Origin of the sequence: Pseudoalteromonas luteoviolacea NCIMB 1944 (genome assembly GCF_001625565.1) — a bacterium.
Taxonomy (GTDB): domain Bacteria; phylum Pseudomonadota; class Gammaproteobacteria; order Enterobacterales; family Alteromonadaceae; genus Pseudoalteromonas; species Pseudoalteromonas luteoviolacea_F.
This window is the reverse complement of the sequence record NZ_AUXS01000064.1, coordinates 197,274-213,426: the sequence shown is the minus strand read 5'-3', so window position 1 is coordinate 213,426 and position 16,153 is coordinate 197,274. Positions and strand designations below refer to the sequence as shown.

The following is a 16,153-nucleotide window of genomic DNA, read 5'->3' as shown; positions in this document are numbered from 1 at the left end:
TGCAAACGTTTGCAAAATTAACCTTTGAGCGCTAGACTGAATTAAACTTACAGTATTTACGAGTCTTTCAATGCACAATATGCGAACCATTTTGGCCATGGGGGCCTGTTACTTTTTATTTGCCATATTGCTCAATAGTGTTGGTACAGTTATTTTGCAAGCGATCAATACGTTTGGTGTATCTAAAGCGCAAGCGGCAAGTCTAGAGGGGTTTAAAGATATACCCATTGCTATTGTTTCTTTTTTGGTCGCTTCATTCATTCCGAGAATTGGATACAAAATAGCCTTATTGGGTGGCCTTTCTTTAGTAACTTTTATGTGCCTAGTTACTCCCATGGTCGGCAACTTCTGGGCCCTCAAAGCACTTTTCGCTGCTGTTGGTTGTGCGTTTGCTATCGTCAAAGTCTCAGTTTACGCTCTCATAGGCCAAGTTACGGATTCAACGAAATCCCATTCTAGTTTGTTGAACACCATTGAAGGGATATTTATGGTGGGGGTACTGAGTGGCTACTGGGTGTTTGCTGCATTTTTGAGTGAGGATATCTCGTCAAACAACTGGTTAAACGTCTATTACCTTTTGGCTGGGCTTTCAGCGGTTACTTTGCTTTTAGTATGGTTTGCAAAAATCGAAAAAAGCACGTTGAAAACGCCGAGTTCAAGTAGTGCCAGCAGCGATTTTATTGCTATGCTGCGCTTAACCTATCAACCACTTGTGCTGGTGTTTATTATCAGTGCATTCCTATATGTTCTTATCGAACAAGGTGTTGGTACTTGGTTGCCGACTTTTAATAATCAGGTACTCAATTTACCCGTCGACGTCAGTGTTCAGCTCAGCAGTATTTTTGCTGCGAGCTTAGCGATTGGCAGATTGGCGGCGGGGCAAATTCTCAAAAAAGTCGACTGGTATATTTTCTTAAATATTTGCTTAATCGGTATGGCTATTTTGGTTTTACTCACTCTCCCGATGACCAAAAATTTACCTCAAAACGCAGTAACGAGCGTATTTGATGCCCCATTGGCTGCCTATTTGATGCCATTGATTGGGCTACTTATGGCACCAATTTATCCAGTAATTAATTCGATTATGTTAAGTAGTTTGGAGAAGCATCGTCACGCGGCAATGACTGGGCTTATTGTTGTCTTTTCTGCTTTGGGTGGGACAACGGGGTCCTTGATCACTGGATTTGTATTTGAGTATATGAGTGGTCAACACGCATTTTACATGTCCCTGATCCCGATGGGAATTATCGTATTTACCTTATTTCTATTTAAAAAGCGTGCTCAACAAGTAGCGTGCTCGTCAGCAGTATAAGTCGAGGAATAATAATGAAGTTTGAGCACAGTCGCTTATTTAAGGACGTCCAATTATCAGGGATGTTCATCGATAGTAAAGTTTTTTCTGATGCTATTCCAAAACAATCGTGGCAAGCAGCATGCGCTGAATATGACAAAACACTACCGGCCGATTTAAAAACCTTTGTTGCAACACATTTCGAATTTGCAGAGGCCCCTGAGTTACAGGCACTGAGTGATGTTAGGTCTGTTCCAGATTACATTGAACGACTTTGGGACAGGTTGGCAAGGCAAGGGAGTGAGCAAAACACCAGTTCTTTATTAGCATTACCTAAGCCATATATAGTCCCTGGTGGCAGGTTTAATGAGATTTATTACTGGGATAGTTATTTTACAGCGCTAGGATTGATGGACTCTGGTCGTGAAAAGCTTGTAGAAGACATGTTAGAGAACTTTTGTAGTCTAATTGAGTCGCTAGGGCATGTGCCCAATGGAAATCGAAGCTATTACGCAACGCGTTCCCAGCCCCCGGTCACAGCAATGATGGTCGACTTGCTCTGGGAAACAAAAAAAGACGACGAAAATTGGCTTACAAGAGTTACATCTTCATTGCAAAGAGAGTACGCGTTTTGGATGAAAGGCTGTGATAAGCTTAGCTCTGATCTTCTGCACTTTGACCGTGTGGTAATGATGCCTTGTGGCGGTATATTGAATCGATATTGGGATAATGACCCGTCGCCTAGACCTGAGTCATATAAAGAAGACATTGAAGACGCAAAACATCTAACTAACGATGAGAAGACTCATTTTTATAGAAATATTCGCGCAGCGTGCGAATCTGGTTGGGATTTTAGTAGCCGCTGGCTGCAAGAGCCGAATAATTTAAAAACCATTATGACAACGCACATTGCACCAGTTGATTTAAATGCGCTACTGTATTTTTTGGAAACCCAGTTGTCCCGCTGCTATCAAGCTACCAATAACAGCAAAGAATCACAGAAAATGGATAGGGCTGCAAAACGACGTGCAGCTTTGATCAATCAATATATGTGGGATGAACAAGCCAATTGGTATGTCGATTTTGACGTTGAACTCAACTGCAAACGCAATATCGTAACTATGGCAGGAGCAACGGCGTTGTTTTTCAACTTAGTGGAAGATTGTGCGCGCGCGCGCCAGATGTCACAAAAAATGATGTCCGAATTTTGTAAAGCGGGTGGGCTTGTGACCACACTGGCAGTAACCCCTCAGCAATGGGATAGTCCTAACGGCTGGGCTCCTTTACAGTGGTTTGGTGTTAAGGGGTTATTGAACTACGGCTTTACACAAGAGGCTAAAGAGGTCGCGAGCAAATGGTTAACAACACTTGAATCTAGCTTTAACGCCAACCAGTGTCTTTTGGAGAAATACAATGTCATTGAGCCAAATAAAAAGGCAGAGGGTGGTGAGTATATTGTTCAGCAAGGTTTTGGTTGGACAAATGGTGTGGCAAGTCGCTTTTATACTCTGTTTGGCAAAAGAGAGTAAACCGGAGTAGCAGAAATGAAAAAAGTGCCTTAAAAAAGGCACTTTGGCTCACAATCAAGAGACATACACGTGATACCCGGGAGTATTAATGTGCGTGTTCGCCTCCTTTTTCAATACCTAACCAAACTAGTCTGTCTGGTGTGAAATCTAGTTCAATTTCAACCTTTACTTCAGCGGTTTCAAGGTCATAACCTAATACGTGTTTTGCGTCTGAATCTGTAACGTAGACGATGTTTTCTGCACCTGAGAAGGCGAGTCTAAAAGTAACATCTTCAGGCAAAGCGGTTAGTTCATGGTCATGAACTTTCACAGTGTGTGCTACTTCCCAGTGATGCTCATCACCTTCGGCATGTTGTTCAAAGATAGTCAGAACACCTGCTGAATCTAAAACAGCTGCATGAGAGCCGTCATAGTTAAAGTCACCACCTGCAATGCTATGGTCTTTTGTAATAGTCCACTCAATTTTTTCAATTTCGCCGTGCTCAGCGTCGACAACAACCAGTTCAGTACCTGCAATACCTATGAATTGATGGCTATTTTCGTGGCCTCTTAACACACCGATACGTTGTTTCTCAGCAAAACTTTCTGGATTTGCGATTTTTTTCGCTGTGAATTCACCGTTTTCTTCTGTGATGATCACAACACCATCACCACATGCGAAAGAAATGTGCTCATGGTTTTGAGCGCTACCGTGAAGGGCTGGACAGCTCTGCTCAAATACTTTGTCTTGATCAAAGTGGTCGTCGTGTTTGTGGAATAGCCCAATTTGAGTCGGTAATGTAGAAGCTGTTTCTGGATCGCGAATGGTACTCAGTGTGTATTCGCCGCGAGATTGCGCTGCACCGTGCATGTTGGTGTCATAGTGGATCTCCGCGAGTTTATCTTTTTCACCACCAAGATAAGCTTCAGAGAAAACAGCTACTTGAGCATTGACGGCATCTTCACCGTTGCCATCGAAGAAGATTGCGGTGTTATTTTCGCCATTTGTAACGTGCGCAGGTTTGACGTGGTCAAAAGAAACGTCACTAAGCTTTGGCGTCTCTTGATAAGGGTGCATATGATCGCCATGATCTTCTTGCCAAATACCACCATCAACAAACTCTACCCGTCCGTTTTCAGACTGAACAAGTACAGCGTAACGGCTGTGCTCAGTTGCATATACTCTACCCGCATAGTTACTTGAAGCCAGTTCTGCAGCAACTTCTTTATGCTCAATGTCTAGCAAGTGTATAGAGTTAGACTCAGGAGAAGTCACCAATAGACGACCAGCTTCACTCACCGAACCATGGTCATGATCGTGCTCGTCATGTCCATCTTCCTTTTTAACAGGCTCAACGACTGGTGCATGTTCAACAATGGTCGTTTTGGTATCACCACAGGCCGTTAGTAATGCTGTTGCAACTGCAACGGAGAGTAATTTGTATGCGTGCTTCATATTTCTTTCAATTATTAGAGTAATAAATATGCAGATGTATTTCCGAAGATGCTCTGCATTTGAGATGTTATAAAATAACAATTTGAAAATATGTTATACTATAACGTATCTGCGACGCAAGCGGCAATTTGAACAATTCTGCAATTATGTACCTTCGTCGGGTGCCATGATGTTTTGTTCAGAGGGTCTGAAAGTAAGGTCTCAGTTGGGCAAACGCTTAACAGTTTACTGTTTGTGGCTTGGTTAGGTGATAAAGTGCGTTCTTAAGTTTGCTGAAGGAATGTTGGATCTGACTCGCATTTTATTCTGATAAAAATATGACTCTAATTGCAATAGCAACAAAGACGATGAGGAGTAATATCACTTCAACCCTGTGTACTAGAGATTTTGTTTTTTTGTGCTTTTTTTGGTCCTTAAAAGGCATTTTGAACTCCTCATTTGGATGGCGCTTTTCATAAGCTGCATTGGCTTTTTTTGCAAATGCAGAACGTTTTTCCGGACTTAAGTTTTGATTCATCGAATCTTGGTAATCGACGACTTTTCCTTTCGCTGCTCTTGCTTTAGGTGCGCTACACATTACAACCTCTAACTACAAGTAACTAAAAAGAATTAATAACTCCGCAAAACCAACGCTTACACATACCTTAGGTCCGGGTAAGCATCTGTTGCTATCCGAATATTATAGTACTTTAAGGTTGAGTTGTCGTTTAATTTTCTAAATAAATAAGATTATTATCCGATAAAGAAAAGGCGTAGAATAAAAAAAAACAAATTATGAGTTGTCGAAGTCAATGCAAAGAGGAGCGCAGTATTAGGAGAGCACCAAATGTGTAGATACGTGATTAAACTATTGATGAGTTGCTTGTTCATGTTGACTTTAATTAGTTGCGGGGAAGTGACTAAAAATCCACAGAGTGTGTTTTATCGGCTGAGTAAGACACCCATTGAGTTTGGCGTATTTTCCTCCGACGCTAAGCTGGCAACATTCGTATCTCATGGAGTGTTAACCGTAACTAAAGCTGATGGCAGCGGTATTCTTCATCAATTTGAAATTGGCGGCAGCAAGGTGACGGGCCTTGCAATTTCTAAAGACAGTACACTACTTGCTGTCAGTTTTGAAAAGTTCATCGTGGTGTGGAATTTAGTGAGCGGCGCAGAGTTAGGCAAATTTAACATGTCTGGCAATTCTGAGTTTGCGAAGATTTCACATATTGCGCTTTACGCAAAACCTCTAAAACTACTGGTTGGCATGACTGATGGAACGCTGAACCTACTTGATTATGAAAATAGTTTGACTAAGCAAGTTAATTATCACGATGCACGAATAAGTTTTCTTGCACTAGGCCCACACAGACAGCTCATCATAAGTGCAGGTCATGATGGTTTGGTCAGTTTGCACGATGCCAATACATTGGCATCTACCTATCAGTATCGAATGTCAAAAAGGGTGACCAGCCTAGCGCACAATTTACAACACAATTTGTTGTTTGTATCTGATGCGTTAAATGATCAGGTATTGATAAATCCGTTTGCCTCTCAGGTTGAGATAACAAAGTTAAAATATAAAGAGCGCTTCAGGTGGTTTCGGGCTGCGGCAATAAGTCCAGACGGGCAATATCTCGCGACCGGCTCGAGTAAATATTGGTGGACTTTATGGCATACCAAAAATGGGCAAGAAATTGGCGCTTTTGCAATTAAAGCGGCAAGTACAACTGCGCTGATTTTGGATATGCATATAGATAAGCAAAATATGTTGGCTACTTTGAATAGCGACGGAATTGTTGAACTTTGGGATATCAACACCTTAGTAAAAATGAACCGCTAGTGGCGCAAACTTTGCTTATTTTGCGTACTTACGGTGCGGCAGGTGGGGCTGCATCAACAACAGGTAATAATACGCTGTACAAAACGTTAAAAGACTATACTATGTGCACCGCTTATTTATTGCCCTTTAACTTAGAGATCTTGAATCATGTTGTACAGACTATTTCCAATTATTATCGTGCTGATTTTAGCTGGCTGTGAAGACGATATCTCGTTGAGTAACGGAACGGTTAACCAGCTTGGTGACAAGGGCATTCTGATAGGGCATTTTTCACAAGATGGCAGTAAGTTAGTCACTGTAGACAGTTCGAACTCTCTCTCTGTATGGAATAGTGATACACGGGCACCAGAATTTACTGTGCCTCAAGATAAAATGCCAGATATGGTTAGAGAGGTTGTACTGTCTAAAGACAACAATATGTTAATAGTTGTCGGAGATAATCAACTCAGGTTTTGGTCTTTAGCAAGCAAAAAACTGGTAACTAAAGTCAATTTTACAGGAGTCAGTGGATACGCATATATATCTTCTGTGGCCTTATCTCCGGCGATGGACAAGATTGTTGTTGCTATGTCGGACGGCACAGTGAATATGGCGCATTTGCATACTCAAGTGAACAACCAGTTTGCTCCGCATAGTAGACCTGTTATGCATGTTGAGTGGGATGACAAGGGGGAGCTGTTTCTAACCGCAGCGCAAGATGGAAAACTGGCGTTGTGGCGATTTGGTTCGCCAGAGCCTGTATTCACAAAAGAGTTTAATCATAGAGTGACAAGTTTGGCGGTTAGAAACGACTTTTCAGAGTTTTTTGTCTCTGATGCACTTGATAATCAGGTTATCGCATCACTCATAGATGGTGCTGATAAAAGTGAGCTTAAGTATATGGCGCGTTTCAAAGTGTTTAGAAAAGCGCTGTTTATTGAGCAAAGTAGATTGTTGGCCACGTCTTCATCTAAATCTCAGTTGACTATTTGGGATACCAAAAGTGGTAATGAGCTAGGTACATGGCAAATCAATACTGTGAATTCAGGCGCAACCATAGTTGATATGTATGCGCCAAGCAAAGAAAAGCTAGTAACACTAAGTAGTGATGGGCTATTAGAAGAGTGGGCATTAAATATGTTGGCCAATCGACGGTAACACAGTGGTGTACCTAGCCAACAGGTTAATAAGGTTATAGGTAATGTACAATGAACAGATGGATTTTGTTTTTACTCCTTTATGTGGGCACAAGCTCGGCTGAATCAGTGCAGCTCGATGTTTATCAATGTGATAGGTACGCTGCAGAATTGGTCTTTTTGCAACAAAATACTGAGATGAAGCAATCGGACCAAGCTCGTATAACCCGCTTGATTGAAAGAATAGAGAACTATTGTGAATCTCCAACAGTAGCTAGAAAGCCCCCTGTTGAAGCGCGTGAACGGCAAAGTGTTTTTGGCCATGCGCACTACAGTGACCCTGAAATTTATGCTCAGTGGCAAGCTTTTTTCCAAAAACCAGCAATTTGTCATCATGGAGAGCAAAACTTTCAAAGTGCAGTAAAGTGTGCAGAAATGGTTGCAAAACAGAGGCAAGCATTCGAAAGCCGGCTTGATAAACAGAAAGAAGCCAAGGAACGCAATAGGCGTACTGAGCTAACGCGTGCAAGCAAAGAGATATCTCAAGAAACAACTACACCTCCTAGTGTTGCGTCCAAGCGAGATGATACCTCCTATCAGCTCAATACCGATATTGCCCTAGATAAAAACGCAGGCCACTTTTCTCGGTTTGGTTTTTGGTTGAGTATTGTACTGTGTGGCTATCTTTTCATAGAGCTTATCAAGCATATGAGTCGCAGCAGCAGTACAATAAACGATAACAAAAAAAGAAGTTTTAAGCCGACATATCATGCATTAACCAGCAAATTAGATAACAAAAAGTATATCATTGTGCATCGTAGTATGAGCCCATTGCTTGAAGAACTTGATATTGATGGGGTGGCATTGTCCCCTTTTGGGTTATTCGTTTTTGTCTCATGTCCTTATGTTGGAGAGATTGAAGCAAACCTCGAAAGTGAAATGTGGCATGTTACACGCGAAGGCGGTGCTCAGTATTTTTTAAACCCATTAAATGCAGTGAAAATACGAGCAAGTAAGCTTGCCGAATGTGTTGGAGCAAAAAGTGGGGTCAAGTACATTGTCACATTTAATAGTGGATGCCAATTCTACCCTGGTAAGCCTGTCAGCTGCTTTGAAATTGAACAGGTTGCATTTGAAGTTATGCGCTACACACAGTTTATTTTTAGCTATGAGCAGTTACGTTACTTCGAGCAGCGATTGTACTCACAAAGTCATGCATTAGAGGCGTCGCACCAAATTGCGAGTTAAGTGCTGTTGAAGTGCGAACAAAAGATTCTATTTATTTGCTAAATATTGTTATTTTTGATGCGTCTGAAATGAAATAAGGTTACAATCACCGTCCTTTATCACAAGGCACCCTCTAATTTATAGTTACAAAGGTTTCTCAAGTTTCGAATGACCGATCTTACAACTCATGAGGCTTCTCGGAAGCGCCTACTCATTGCGCTTGCATTAACGTGCACGTTTATGGTTATACAGGTTATTGGCGCATATTTTGCCAATTCTTTAGCTGTACTAGCCGACGCAGGACATTTATTTGTTCACAATAGCTCTTTGCTTATCGCTTTAATTGCTTCAACGATTGCTGTCAAATTAGCGAATAGCTTCAATGAAGGTTATAAAAAGGCCGAATATACAGGCGGCTTAATTAATGGTGTTTTATACGTTTCTATCGCTATTGTTATCTTATTAGAAGCCACTGAGCGTATTGAGCTGCACTCTCAGGGACATACTCATGAAGTGAATACATTTGTGATGTCGAGCATTGCTGGAGTTGGCTTTTTATTTCACGGGGTTGCGGCCTGGGTGCTGTATAAAGGACGAAAAGATAGCATCAACGTTTATGCGGTATTCTTACACTCATTTTTCGATCTTTTATCAACGATTTCAACATTTATTGCAGGTATTCTGATCCACCTAACGGGGTGGAATATCATTGATGTGCTGTCAAGCATGCTGATTTCAAGTTTTGTTTTGTTTACTGGCTTTAAGGTCATTAAAACATGTTTATCAGGCTTGCTGGATAAAGGGCTTTCTTTGCCAGATGTGGAGGGCGTTGAGCAGGCGATAATCGCGACAGAGCATGTCGAAAGCGTTCACAATGTCACCGTGTCAAATTCGGATAATATTTTAATTGTTGGCGCACACATTGTACTAAAACATCATTGCACAATTGAAATGCATGATGATGCCTGTCGTTTTCAAGTCGAAGCGCGACTAAAACAGCTTTTTTCAGTCGAAAAGTGTGTACTTCAAATAGAAAGTCACGATTGTCCCCACCATTAAACTTGGCAAATTACCAGCTTTCCTTTATTTTTTAATAGAATATAAAGAGGAGCTGGTATTGCTAAATCAATTCGTTAAATTACCCAAAGTAATTATTGCACTTTTTTTAGGCGTGGTTGGCGGGATAGCGAACTTACTCCCTATTTGGTTCTTAGACAGTTCTGAGTTCTTGTTTGGGCAACTGTTTGTTATTTTATGCCTGCTTGCTTTAGGTTGGCGATATGCGATTATTGCGGTTGGTGTTGGCGCGCTGTTTTTACTTTACCGCTGGGGACATTGCTGGGCTTCGCTGGTATTTTTGTTTGAGATTCTCTGGCTGCAATTGTTCTGTATTCGAGCTAATAAACCTTTATTCATAAGAGGGCTCGGGTTTTGGGTATTGTTCGGCGTCCCCATTCTGTTTATCGTTGGTAAATTTGTACTTGGCTTAACTTTGCTAGTTATTTTTACTGCGCTAGCTAAGTACATGATCAATGCGGCGGTATACTTAGCAATTGTTGATTTGATTTCACTGTTTTTGTTCAAGCGGGTATGGCAGGCAAAATCACTTTATCAAATACTTAATTACATGATTAGCCAGTTGATTATTCTGGTTGTATTGATCACAACTATTGTCTTAACAAATAGTCATTACAAACGCATTGAATACGAGGTAACGGCACAGTTGCAAGATGCGTCAAATAGCGCTCTCAAGCAAATTGATGATTTTTTACAAAGCTATCGAAGGGCTATTATGGTTGCAGCCCAAGATATTCAATCAGGTGTGCAAAAGCAGCAGGTAATTAAGAGACTTGTAGAAACTTACCCAAATTTCCGCACAGCAATAGTGGCTGATCAAGGGGCGCTGGTTACGCACTATTACCCAAAAGCCCTCAAAGTGAGTCTAATTGGTGAAGTTCCCTCGGTTGCTGATCGCGAATACTTCATTCAAGCGCCTTACTATCCTAACGGCTTCGTGTCGGGTATTTTTCAAGGAAGAGGGTTTGGAAATGACCCAGTTGTGGCTATTTCAGCACCTCTATACGATGATGGTGAGTTTAAAGGGATTGTAGAGAGTTCCCTCTTTTTTGAGTCTTTTGAACAATTTATTCCAAAAGTATTGGCTCAAAAAGGGCATCTATTGATCTTGGATCATGAGGACAACATTGTTTATAGCTCTCTCAAGTCTGACTTTAATATTTTGGATAATGTTGCCGAGCTACAGTTAAAAGAGCTCACAGAGTCAACCGATCAAATTTATATTAGTAATAATCGAGATGTTTATTACAAACAGAGTGTACAGTCAGATATTTTTCAGTGGCGCGTTATTAGTTTAATTGAACGCAAACATGTCAATTTGGCCGTAGCTTCTGCTTGGATCCAGTCATTTATACTGGCGCTGTTTATCATTGCAATTAGTAGCTTCTTGGTAAACCGAATGACAAGGGTTTTTACTAAACCAATTGTCGATCTGAGTCATAGTATTAACTCTTTTGATCCGAGTAAAAAAATGTCAGAGGTGAACAACACCACCGAAGGCAGCTGTTTGGAAGTGATCATTTTACAGCAGCAGTTTTCTCAATTGGCATTCAAGTTATCGATGAGCTTCACCAAGCTAAATACCGCTAACGAGGAAAATGAACAGCTCAATCGAAAACTACAAGATTTCAATAAAACCTTAGAGTTAGAGGTTCGGCAAAAAACGGAAGAGTTGATCGGTGCGCTTGAAAGTGCTAATAGAGCAAGCTCTGCGAAAAGTCAGTTTTTAGCGAATATGAGCCATGAAATTCGAACACCGCTGAACGGTATCATCGGTATGTCTGAAGCGCTTATTCAGTCAGAGTCTGACATTAAAACCAAAGAGCAGCTTGATATTATCTATCAATCAGCTCATAAACTATTACTGATTTTAAATGATATTTTAGATTACTCGAAAATTGAAGCTGGCGCCTTGCAGCTTTCAGTTCAAGATACGGATGTGAAGAAATTTGTGACCTCACTGTCGAGGGCGTTTGAAAAGTCAATCCAAAAGCCTGGGGTGAGTTTCACATTTAACCTTGCAGACGATGTCCCTGAAGTGTTGGAGTTAGATGATTTAAGGGTAGGGCAAGTTATAAATAACTTGTTGAGTAATGCAGGAAAGTTCACTGAGCAAGGCTATATACAATTTGATATTTATTATCAAAACGAGCAACTAAAACTTGTAGTAAAAGATACAGGAGTGGGTATTTCAGAGCTTGCGCAAAAGGACTTATTTGATGAATTTACTCAAGCCGATCTATCAACAACACGCAAATTCGGCGGTACGGGTTTAGGCCTCACCATTTGTAAGAGGTTGGTATCTTTGATGGAGGGGGAGCTCACCTTCACGTCTAAAGAGCATGTTGGCAGTGAGTTCGTGGTTAAAATCCCTGCGAAGGTTGGCGGTCGAGTGACAGTGCCTCAGGCGCGTGTTGGCATTCCAAATTTGCAACACTGTAAACTACTTCTGGTAGAGGACAATCCAATAAATCAAATTGTGGCAATGCAGATGTTAGCCAAAACAGGTGGGGAAATAAGTAAAGCGAATGATGGTTTACAGGCCTTAGACGCGCTGAAGGCACAACGATTTGATATTGTGCTAATGGATTGTCAAATGCCCAATATGGATGGGTTTGAATGTACTAGGTCGATAAGACGCCATCCAGAAGAATATGGACGACCGTATATAATGGCGATCACTGCGAATGCATTTAGTGAAGATCGTGCAAAATGCCTTCAGGCTGGAATGGACGATTTTATTGCAAAACCCATCGAGTCTGCTGAGTTATTTGAACGTTTAACGCGGTGGCAAGAGTTGCACTTTGTGCAACAGAGTGGAAAAACGAACTAGGTAAAGTCATTTACAAGGTAGATGAGAGTGAGTACCCAAAAATAAAATTCTTTATCTATCAATGTTATTAGTAACTATTCGCATTTTTATGTGTAAGTTTGTTGATAACTATTTTTGTTTAGATTAAACTACTCCCAATTGATGTAATTGAGATTGGTTTTCATTCATGTATATTTGTATCTGCCACGGAATAACAGACAAAAAAATAGCGCAGACGATAGATGACGGTGCAAGATCTATGAGGGATCTAAGTAAAGAGTTGGGTGTAGGTACTCAATGTGGTAAGTGTTGCAACTGTACCAAAAAAATATTGAATGAAAAGCTAATCGATATCGTGGATGTGACTGAACAAGTTGCATAGCAAATCAAGTTTTGTAAAAAAGGGCGTTTATAAAACGCCCTTTTTTAATGGGTGAGATTACATCTGTGATTGAAGGTAGTTTTCTTGACCCATTGTTTTTAACAGCTGCTGCTGAGTTTCTAGCCAGTCAATTTGTTCTTCTTGCTCATTTTGGATGTTATCAAGCGCTTCACGGCTAATGTAGTCTTGCTTTTGCTCACATAAAGCAATGGCATCTTGTAGATCTTGCAATGATGTTTGTTCGAATGTCATATTTGCGGCGATCATTTCAGCTACGTTTTCACCTATGTTTAAACGGCCTAGATCTTGCAGATTTGGCAGGCCCTCTAAAAATAAAATGCGCTCGATAAGTCTGTCAGCATTCTTCATTTTTTGGATAGACACTTTGTAATCTGCTTTATCTAGTTTCATAAAACCAAAATCTTTGAACATGCGCGCATGCAAAAAGTACTGGTTTATCCCAACTAACTCGTTAGCAAGTACCTTATTCAAGGCTACGATAACTTCTCTATTACCTTTCATATGCTTCTAATCCTATGCCAGTTGCGATTGTAGATAGTTTTGAATACCAATCTTTTCGATAAGGCCAATTTGTTGTTCTAGCCAATAAACGTGATCTTCTTCTGTATCGAACAATAACTTTTCTAATACTGCGCGAGATTGGTAGTCCTGCTCTTCTTCACAGGCTTTGATTGCATCCTTCACGCATGCAACAACTTCAAGCTCCAATGTCAGGTCATTTTCCATCATTGATTTCACATCTTGACCGATCAGCAGATCACGACGCTTGGTCATGTTCGGCACGCCCTCTAGGAATAAAATGCGTTTAATAAGCCAATCTGCATGAGTTGTTTCTTCTTCCATTTCATGGTTCAGTCGCTCGTATAGCTTTGTTAGACCCATGTCTTCATACATGCGAGAGTGGATGAAATACTGATCAATTGCAGCAAGCTCGTTTGCCAGCAGCGCATTAAATGCATCAATGATTTTTTGTTTACCTTTCATAAGAGGTTCCTCAAACTCTGACTTTAGAAGGTATTCTATCTTTAGGAAAAAGATTGTCAATAAAAATCCTTTAAAATCAGTGGTTTAACAATTGATTCTTATTCTCATTATCGTTGCCTTTTATGCTTTAAGCAGCGCTTAAGTTTTTATCTCTTTGTAGCACTGACCCAGAAAAAATTGGGAACTCAATTGGGCTTTAGAGTAATAATTACAATAATGCAAATAAAAACAATTTGCATTAAGGTGTTTGTTTTGTTTATAGTTGTCGGGTGTAAAGCAATCTAAGGGGAGCGTAATGGCCCTAGTAGAACAACCGGAAACTTCAATGGATACTCCTTTAGAGTACGCCCTAGCACCATGGCAATATGCAATAAAAACAGGTAATCACGCATTTCAGCATGGTAAGTTCGATTCAGCACGCGACAAGTATCAAAGTGCATTAAATTTAGCTGGTCATTTATTAGAGCAGTTTGTCAAAAGCAAACCTTGCGATGAGCAGCTAACAGCAATTGAACATTGTTGCCCTGCATTAGTGGTTGCAGCACATAATTTGGCTGATTGTTTTCTTGCTTTGTCTAATCCAGAGCGTGCTTGCAAGCAGCTTATAGAAGTTCATTTGGTTATTCTTAATTTGGTCGAAAACGCATCCATTGAAATTGTGGAGATTGCTTGTCACCACTTACACAAAACAAGGCAGGAGTTGATAAATTTTGCTTCATGCCATCCCCATCTTCCAGAGCTGATTGAGAAAGTCAACACCGCGATGGAGGGGGGATTTACCCGTCCACATATCGTCCATTAAAGTAAATGAGGAAAGACCATGGCTTTTACATTGCCACAACTACCGTACGCTTATGATGCTTTAGAGCCACATATTGATACTAGAACAATGGAGATTCACCATACGCTTCACCACCAAACTTATGTTAGTAAGGCCAATGCTGCGCTAGAGGGAACAGAGTTTGCGGATCGCGGTGTCGAAGATCTCCTTGCAAATATTGAGTCACTACCAGAGAGCCTTAAAGGCGCGGTTAGAGATCACGTAGGTGGCCATCACAATCACAGTTTGTTTTGGACTATCATGTCGTCTGACGGTGGTAACCTTCACGACGGTGAGCTTGCAAAAGCAATTACAAATACCTTTGGCAGCTTTGACGCTTTTAAAGAACAGTTTACAGCGGCAGCTGTCAGTCGTTTCGGAAGTGGCTGGGCTTGGCTAGTGGTTGATGCTGAAGGCGAGCTGAAAGTAACAAGCTCGTTAAATCAAGACAGCCCATTAATGAATAACCAAACGCCAATTCTAGGATTGGATGTTTGGGAGCATGCGTATTATCTCAAATATCAAAACCGTCGTCCTGAATACATTGCTGCATTTTATAACGTGATCAACTGGACTGAGGTTGAGCGACGTTACCTAGAAACAAAATAATCTGAATTTTGGTTTAAGTACCTTATATGCTTATGAGGTACTTTTTGATGCTAAAAGTACGATTAACATCTCTTTTCCGGTAATTATCCGTAAAAACCCGTTTCCAACGACATTCGTTCAGCTGTAAGCTATAGTATATTTATAGCCAAGCATTTAACTCCAATGCTCACTTTTAATCTCGTTGTGAACTATATGCGTCTGTTAGCATTTTTACTGATAACATCGTGGTCATCTTTGGCCTATGCCACCACTTATATGACTTTGTGCTATGAAGACAAAAATATTCCCCCATTTTTTCTCGGCAGTGGCTTCGAAGTACCTGACGAACGCCCTGGCGCAACAATTGAAATTTTACGTAAGCTTCAGAGCAATGTACGTACGGTAAGGTTTAAATTTGTTCGCAAGCCTTGGCAAAGGTGTTTAAACGATATCCAAAAAAATAGGGTTGACGCTGTTATTGCCTCGTATCGTTCAGAAAGAGATAAGTTTTTGAACTTTCCCAGAAATGCTCAGGGGAGTGTAGATGAAAGCCTAGCAATTAGTATGTTAGGGACATGCTTAGTTGGGCAGCAGGGTTTAGGGCAAGATATCGCAAATAACAATTACCCTTTGAGTTTGGCTATCCCGAGAGGGTATTCTGTTTTACATGTGCTTCAACAAGACTTATACCGTGTCATTCAAACTGATTCGCAAGATGATGCTTACCAACTTGTATTGAAAGGCTTGGTTGATGGTTCTCTTGGTTTATGCCAAGTGTACGATGAGCAAGTTGCAGGGTTTCCTTATAGTGAATCCCTCGACCCTATTTTTCCGCCAATTGATATCAGCTACGGGTATCTGGCCTTATCAAAGGCATTTTTACAGCAAAATCCAGAGGTAGCACAGACTTTGTGGCGAGGGTTAGGCGCGATGCCTTTGCACGAATATTATTTAGACTACATTAAAAACCCAGTCGAACATAAAATTCCCAGATATTGAATATGGTCAGTATGCATAAGTTTCTGTAGACTAGCGTGCACTCTAAAA

Annotated in this window: 15 protein-coding genes; 11 read left to right on the top strand and 4 right to left on the bottom strand. The window is 40.8% G+C overall.

Annotated features, from left to right (window positions below; genetic code table 11):
- The first annotated feature begins 70 nt into the window (after positions 1 to 70).
- Both N483_RS21775 and N483_RS21770 read left to right on the top strand, forming a co-directional pair.
- Complete coding sequence (locus N483_RS21775; RefSeq protein ID WP_023397925.1) at positions 71 to 1,312, top strand: MFS transporter; 1,242 nt, start codon at positions 71 to 73, stop codon at positions 1,310 to 1,312.
- Between the two features lie 14 nt (positions 1,313 to 1,326).
- Positions 1,327 to 2,820, top strand: a complete 1,494-nt coding sequence (locus N483_RS21770; RefSeq protein WP_023397924.1) for a trehalase family glycosidase — start codon at positions 1,327 to 1,329, stop codon at positions 2,818 to 2,820.
- 85 nt (positions 2,821 to 2,905) lie between these two features.
- Here N483_RS21770 and N483_RS21765 read toward each other — a convergent pair whose 3' ends face one another.
- Positions 2,906 to 4,255 carry a hypothetical protein gene (locus N483_RS21765; protein ID WP_023397923.1) on the bottom strand — a complete coding sequence of 450 codons (1,350 nt, stop codon included), beginning with the start codon at positions 4,253 to 4,255 and terminating at the stop codon, positions 2,906 to 2,908.
- Between the two features lie 301 nt (positions 4,256 to 4,556).
- A complete protein-coding gene (locus N483_RS21760; protein WP_023397922.1) occupies positions 4,557 to 4,832 on the bottom strand; it encodes a hypothetical protein in 276 nt (91 codons plus the stop codon).
- A gap of 249 nt (positions 4,833 to 5,081) precedes the next feature.
- On the opposite strand from N483_RS21760, the gene N483_RS21755 reads away from it, so the two are divergent.
- The 6 genes from N483_RS21755 to N483_RS21730 all read left to right on the top strand — a co-directional run bounded on the left by N483_RS21755 (position 5,082) and on the right by N483_RS21730 (position 12,693).
- Entirely contained in the window at positions 5,082 to 6,080 is a 999-nt protein-coding gene (locus N483_RS21755) for a WD40 repeat domain-containing protein (RefSeq protein ID WP_023397921.1), read from the top strand.
- Between the two features lie 147 nt (positions 6,081 to 6,227).
- Positions 6,228 to 7,217 (top strand): WD40 repeat domain-containing protein, encoded by a 990-nt coding sequence (locus tag N483_RS21750; RefSeq protein WP_023397919.1) that lies wholly within the window; start codon positions 6,228 to 6,230, stop codon positions 7,215 to 7,217.
- Between the two features lie 50 nt (positions 7,218 to 7,267).
- A complete protein-coding gene (locus N483_RS21745) occupies positions 7,268 to 8,443 on the top strand; it encodes a hypothetical protein (protein ID WP_063383387.1) in 1,176 nt (391 codons plus the stop codon).
- A gap of 147 nt (positions 8,444 to 8,590) precedes the next feature.
- The gene (locus tag N483_RS21740; RefSeq protein WP_023397917.1) at positions 8,591 to 9,481 is read left to right on the top strand and encodes a cation diffusion facilitator family transporter; all 891 of its coding nucleotides are present in this window, start codon (positions 8,591 to 8,593) and stop codon (positions 9,479 to 9,481) included.
- A 58-nt stretch (positions 9,482 to 9,539) separates the two neighbouring features.
- The gene (locus tag N483_RS21735) at positions 9,540 to 12,332 is read left to right on the top strand and encodes a response regulator (RefSeq protein ID WP_063383386.1); all 2,793 of its coding nucleotides are present in this window, start codon (positions 9,540 to 9,542) and stop codon (positions 12,330 to 12,332) included.
- A 166-nt stretch (positions 12,333 to 12,498) separates the two neighbouring features.
- The gene (locus N483_RS21730) at positions 12,499 to 12,693 is read left to right on the top strand and encodes a (2Fe-2S)-binding protein (RefSeq protein ID WP_023397915.1); all 195 of its coding nucleotides are present in this window, start codon (positions 12,499 to 12,501) and stop codon (positions 12,691 to 12,693) included.
- Positions 12,694 to 12,750: 57 nt separating this feature from the next.
- Here the strand turns inward: N483_RS21730 and bfr (N483_RS21725) are convergent, their stop codons facing one another.
- Together bfr (N483_RS21725) and bfr (N483_RS21720) are read right to left on the bottom strand one after the other, a co-directional pair.
- Positions 12,751 to 13,215 (bottom strand): bacterioferritin, encoded by a 465-nt coding sequence (gene bfr, locus N483_RS21725; RefSeq protein WP_023397914.1) that lies wholly within the window; start codon positions 13,213 to 13,215, stop codon positions 12,751 to 12,753.
- 12 nt (positions 13,216 to 13,227) lie between these two features.
- Positions 13,228 to 13,698: a bacterioferritin gene (gene bfr, locus N483_RS21720; protein WP_036975144.1), complete on the bottom strand. Its 471-nt coding sequence runs from the start codon at positions 13,696 to 13,698 to the stop codon at positions 13,228 to 13,230.
- 295 nt (positions 13,699 to 13,993) lie between these two features.
- Between bfr (N483_RS21720) and N483_RS21715 the strand changes: the two genes are divergently transcribed.
- The 3 genes from N483_RS21715 (at position 13,994) to N483_RS21705 (ending at position 16,105) form a co-directional block, all read left to right on the top strand.
- Positions 13,994 to 14,500 (top strand): hypothetical protein, encoded by a 507-nt coding sequence (locus tag N483_RS21715; RefSeq protein ID WP_023397912.1) that lies wholly within the window; start codon positions 13,994 to 13,996, stop codon positions 14,498 to 14,500.
- Between the two features lie 18 nt (positions 14,501 to 14,518).
- Positions 14,519 to 15,127, top strand: coding sequence for a superoxide dismutase (locus N483_RS21710; protein ID WP_023397911.1), 609 nt, complete (start codon positions 14,519 to 14,521; stop codon positions 15,125 to 15,127).
- A 162-nt stretch (positions 15,128 to 15,289) separates the two neighbouring features.
- On the top strand, positions 15,290 to 16,105 hold the full coding sequence (locus tag N483_RS21705; protein ID WP_023397910.1) for a substrate-binding periplasmic protein: 816 nt from the start codon (positions 15,290 to 15,292) through the stop codon (positions 16,103 to 16,105).
- Positions 16,106 to 16,153 lie beyond the last annotated feature (48 nt).

Excerpts from the sequence above, each read along its gene's own strand:
- N483_RS21760 (WP_023397922.1), bottom strand. The coding sequence starts at position 4,832 with ATGTGTAGCGCACCTAAAGCAAGAGCAGCGAAAGGAAAAGTCGTCGAT.
- N483_RS21710 (WP_023397911.1), top strand. The coding sequence starts at position 14,519 with ATGGCTTTTACATTGCCACAACTACCGTACGCTTATGATGCTTTAGAG.
- N483_RS21755 (WP_023397921.1), top strand. The coding sequence starts at position 5,082 with ATGTGTAGATACGTGATTAAACTATTGATGAGTTGCTTGTTCATGTTG.
- bfr (WP_036975144.1), bottom strand. The coding sequence starts at position 13,698 with ATGAAAGGTAAACAAAAAATCATTGATGCATTTAATGCGCTGCTGGCA.
- N483_RS21775 (WP_023397925.1), top strand. The coding sequence starts at position 71 with ATGCACAATATGCGAACCATTTTGGCCATGGGGGCCTGTTACTTTTTA.
- N483_RS21705 (WP_023397910.1), top strand. The coding sequence starts at position 15,290 with ATGCTCACTTTTAATCTCGTTGTGAACTATATGCGTCTGTTAGCATTT.
- N483_RS21770 (WP_023397924.1), top strand. The coding sequence starts at position 1,327 with ATGAAGTTTGAGCACAGTCGCTTATTTAAGGACGTCCAATTATCAGGG.
- bfr (WP_023397914.1), bottom strand. The coding sequence starts at position 13,215 with ATGAAAGGTAATAGAGAAGTTATCGTAGCCTTGAATAAGGTACTTGCT.
- N483_RS21730 (WP_023397915.1), top strand. The coding sequence starts at position 12,499 with ATGTATATTTGTATCTGCCACGGAATAACAGACAAAAAAATAGCGCAG.
- N483_RS21715 (WP_023397912.1), top strand. The coding sequence starts at position 13,994 with ATGGCCCTAGTAGAACAACCGGAAACTTCAATGGATACTCCTTTAGAG.
- N483_RS21765 (WP_023397923.1), bottom strand. The coding sequence starts at position 4,255 with ATGAAGCACGCATACAAATTACTCTCCGTTGCAGTTGCAACAGCATTA.
- N483_RS21740 (WP_023397917.1), top strand. The coding sequence starts at position 8,591 with ATGACCGATCTTACAACTCATGAGGCTTCTCGGAAGCGCCTACTCATT.
- N483_RS21750 (WP_023397919.1), top strand. The coding sequence starts at position 6,228 with ATGTTGTACAGACTATTTCCAATTATTATCGTGCTGATTTTAGCTGGC.
- N483_RS21745 (WP_063383387.1), top strand. The coding sequence starts at position 7,268 with ATGAACAGATGGATTTTGTTTTTACTCCTTTATGTGGGCACAAGCTCG.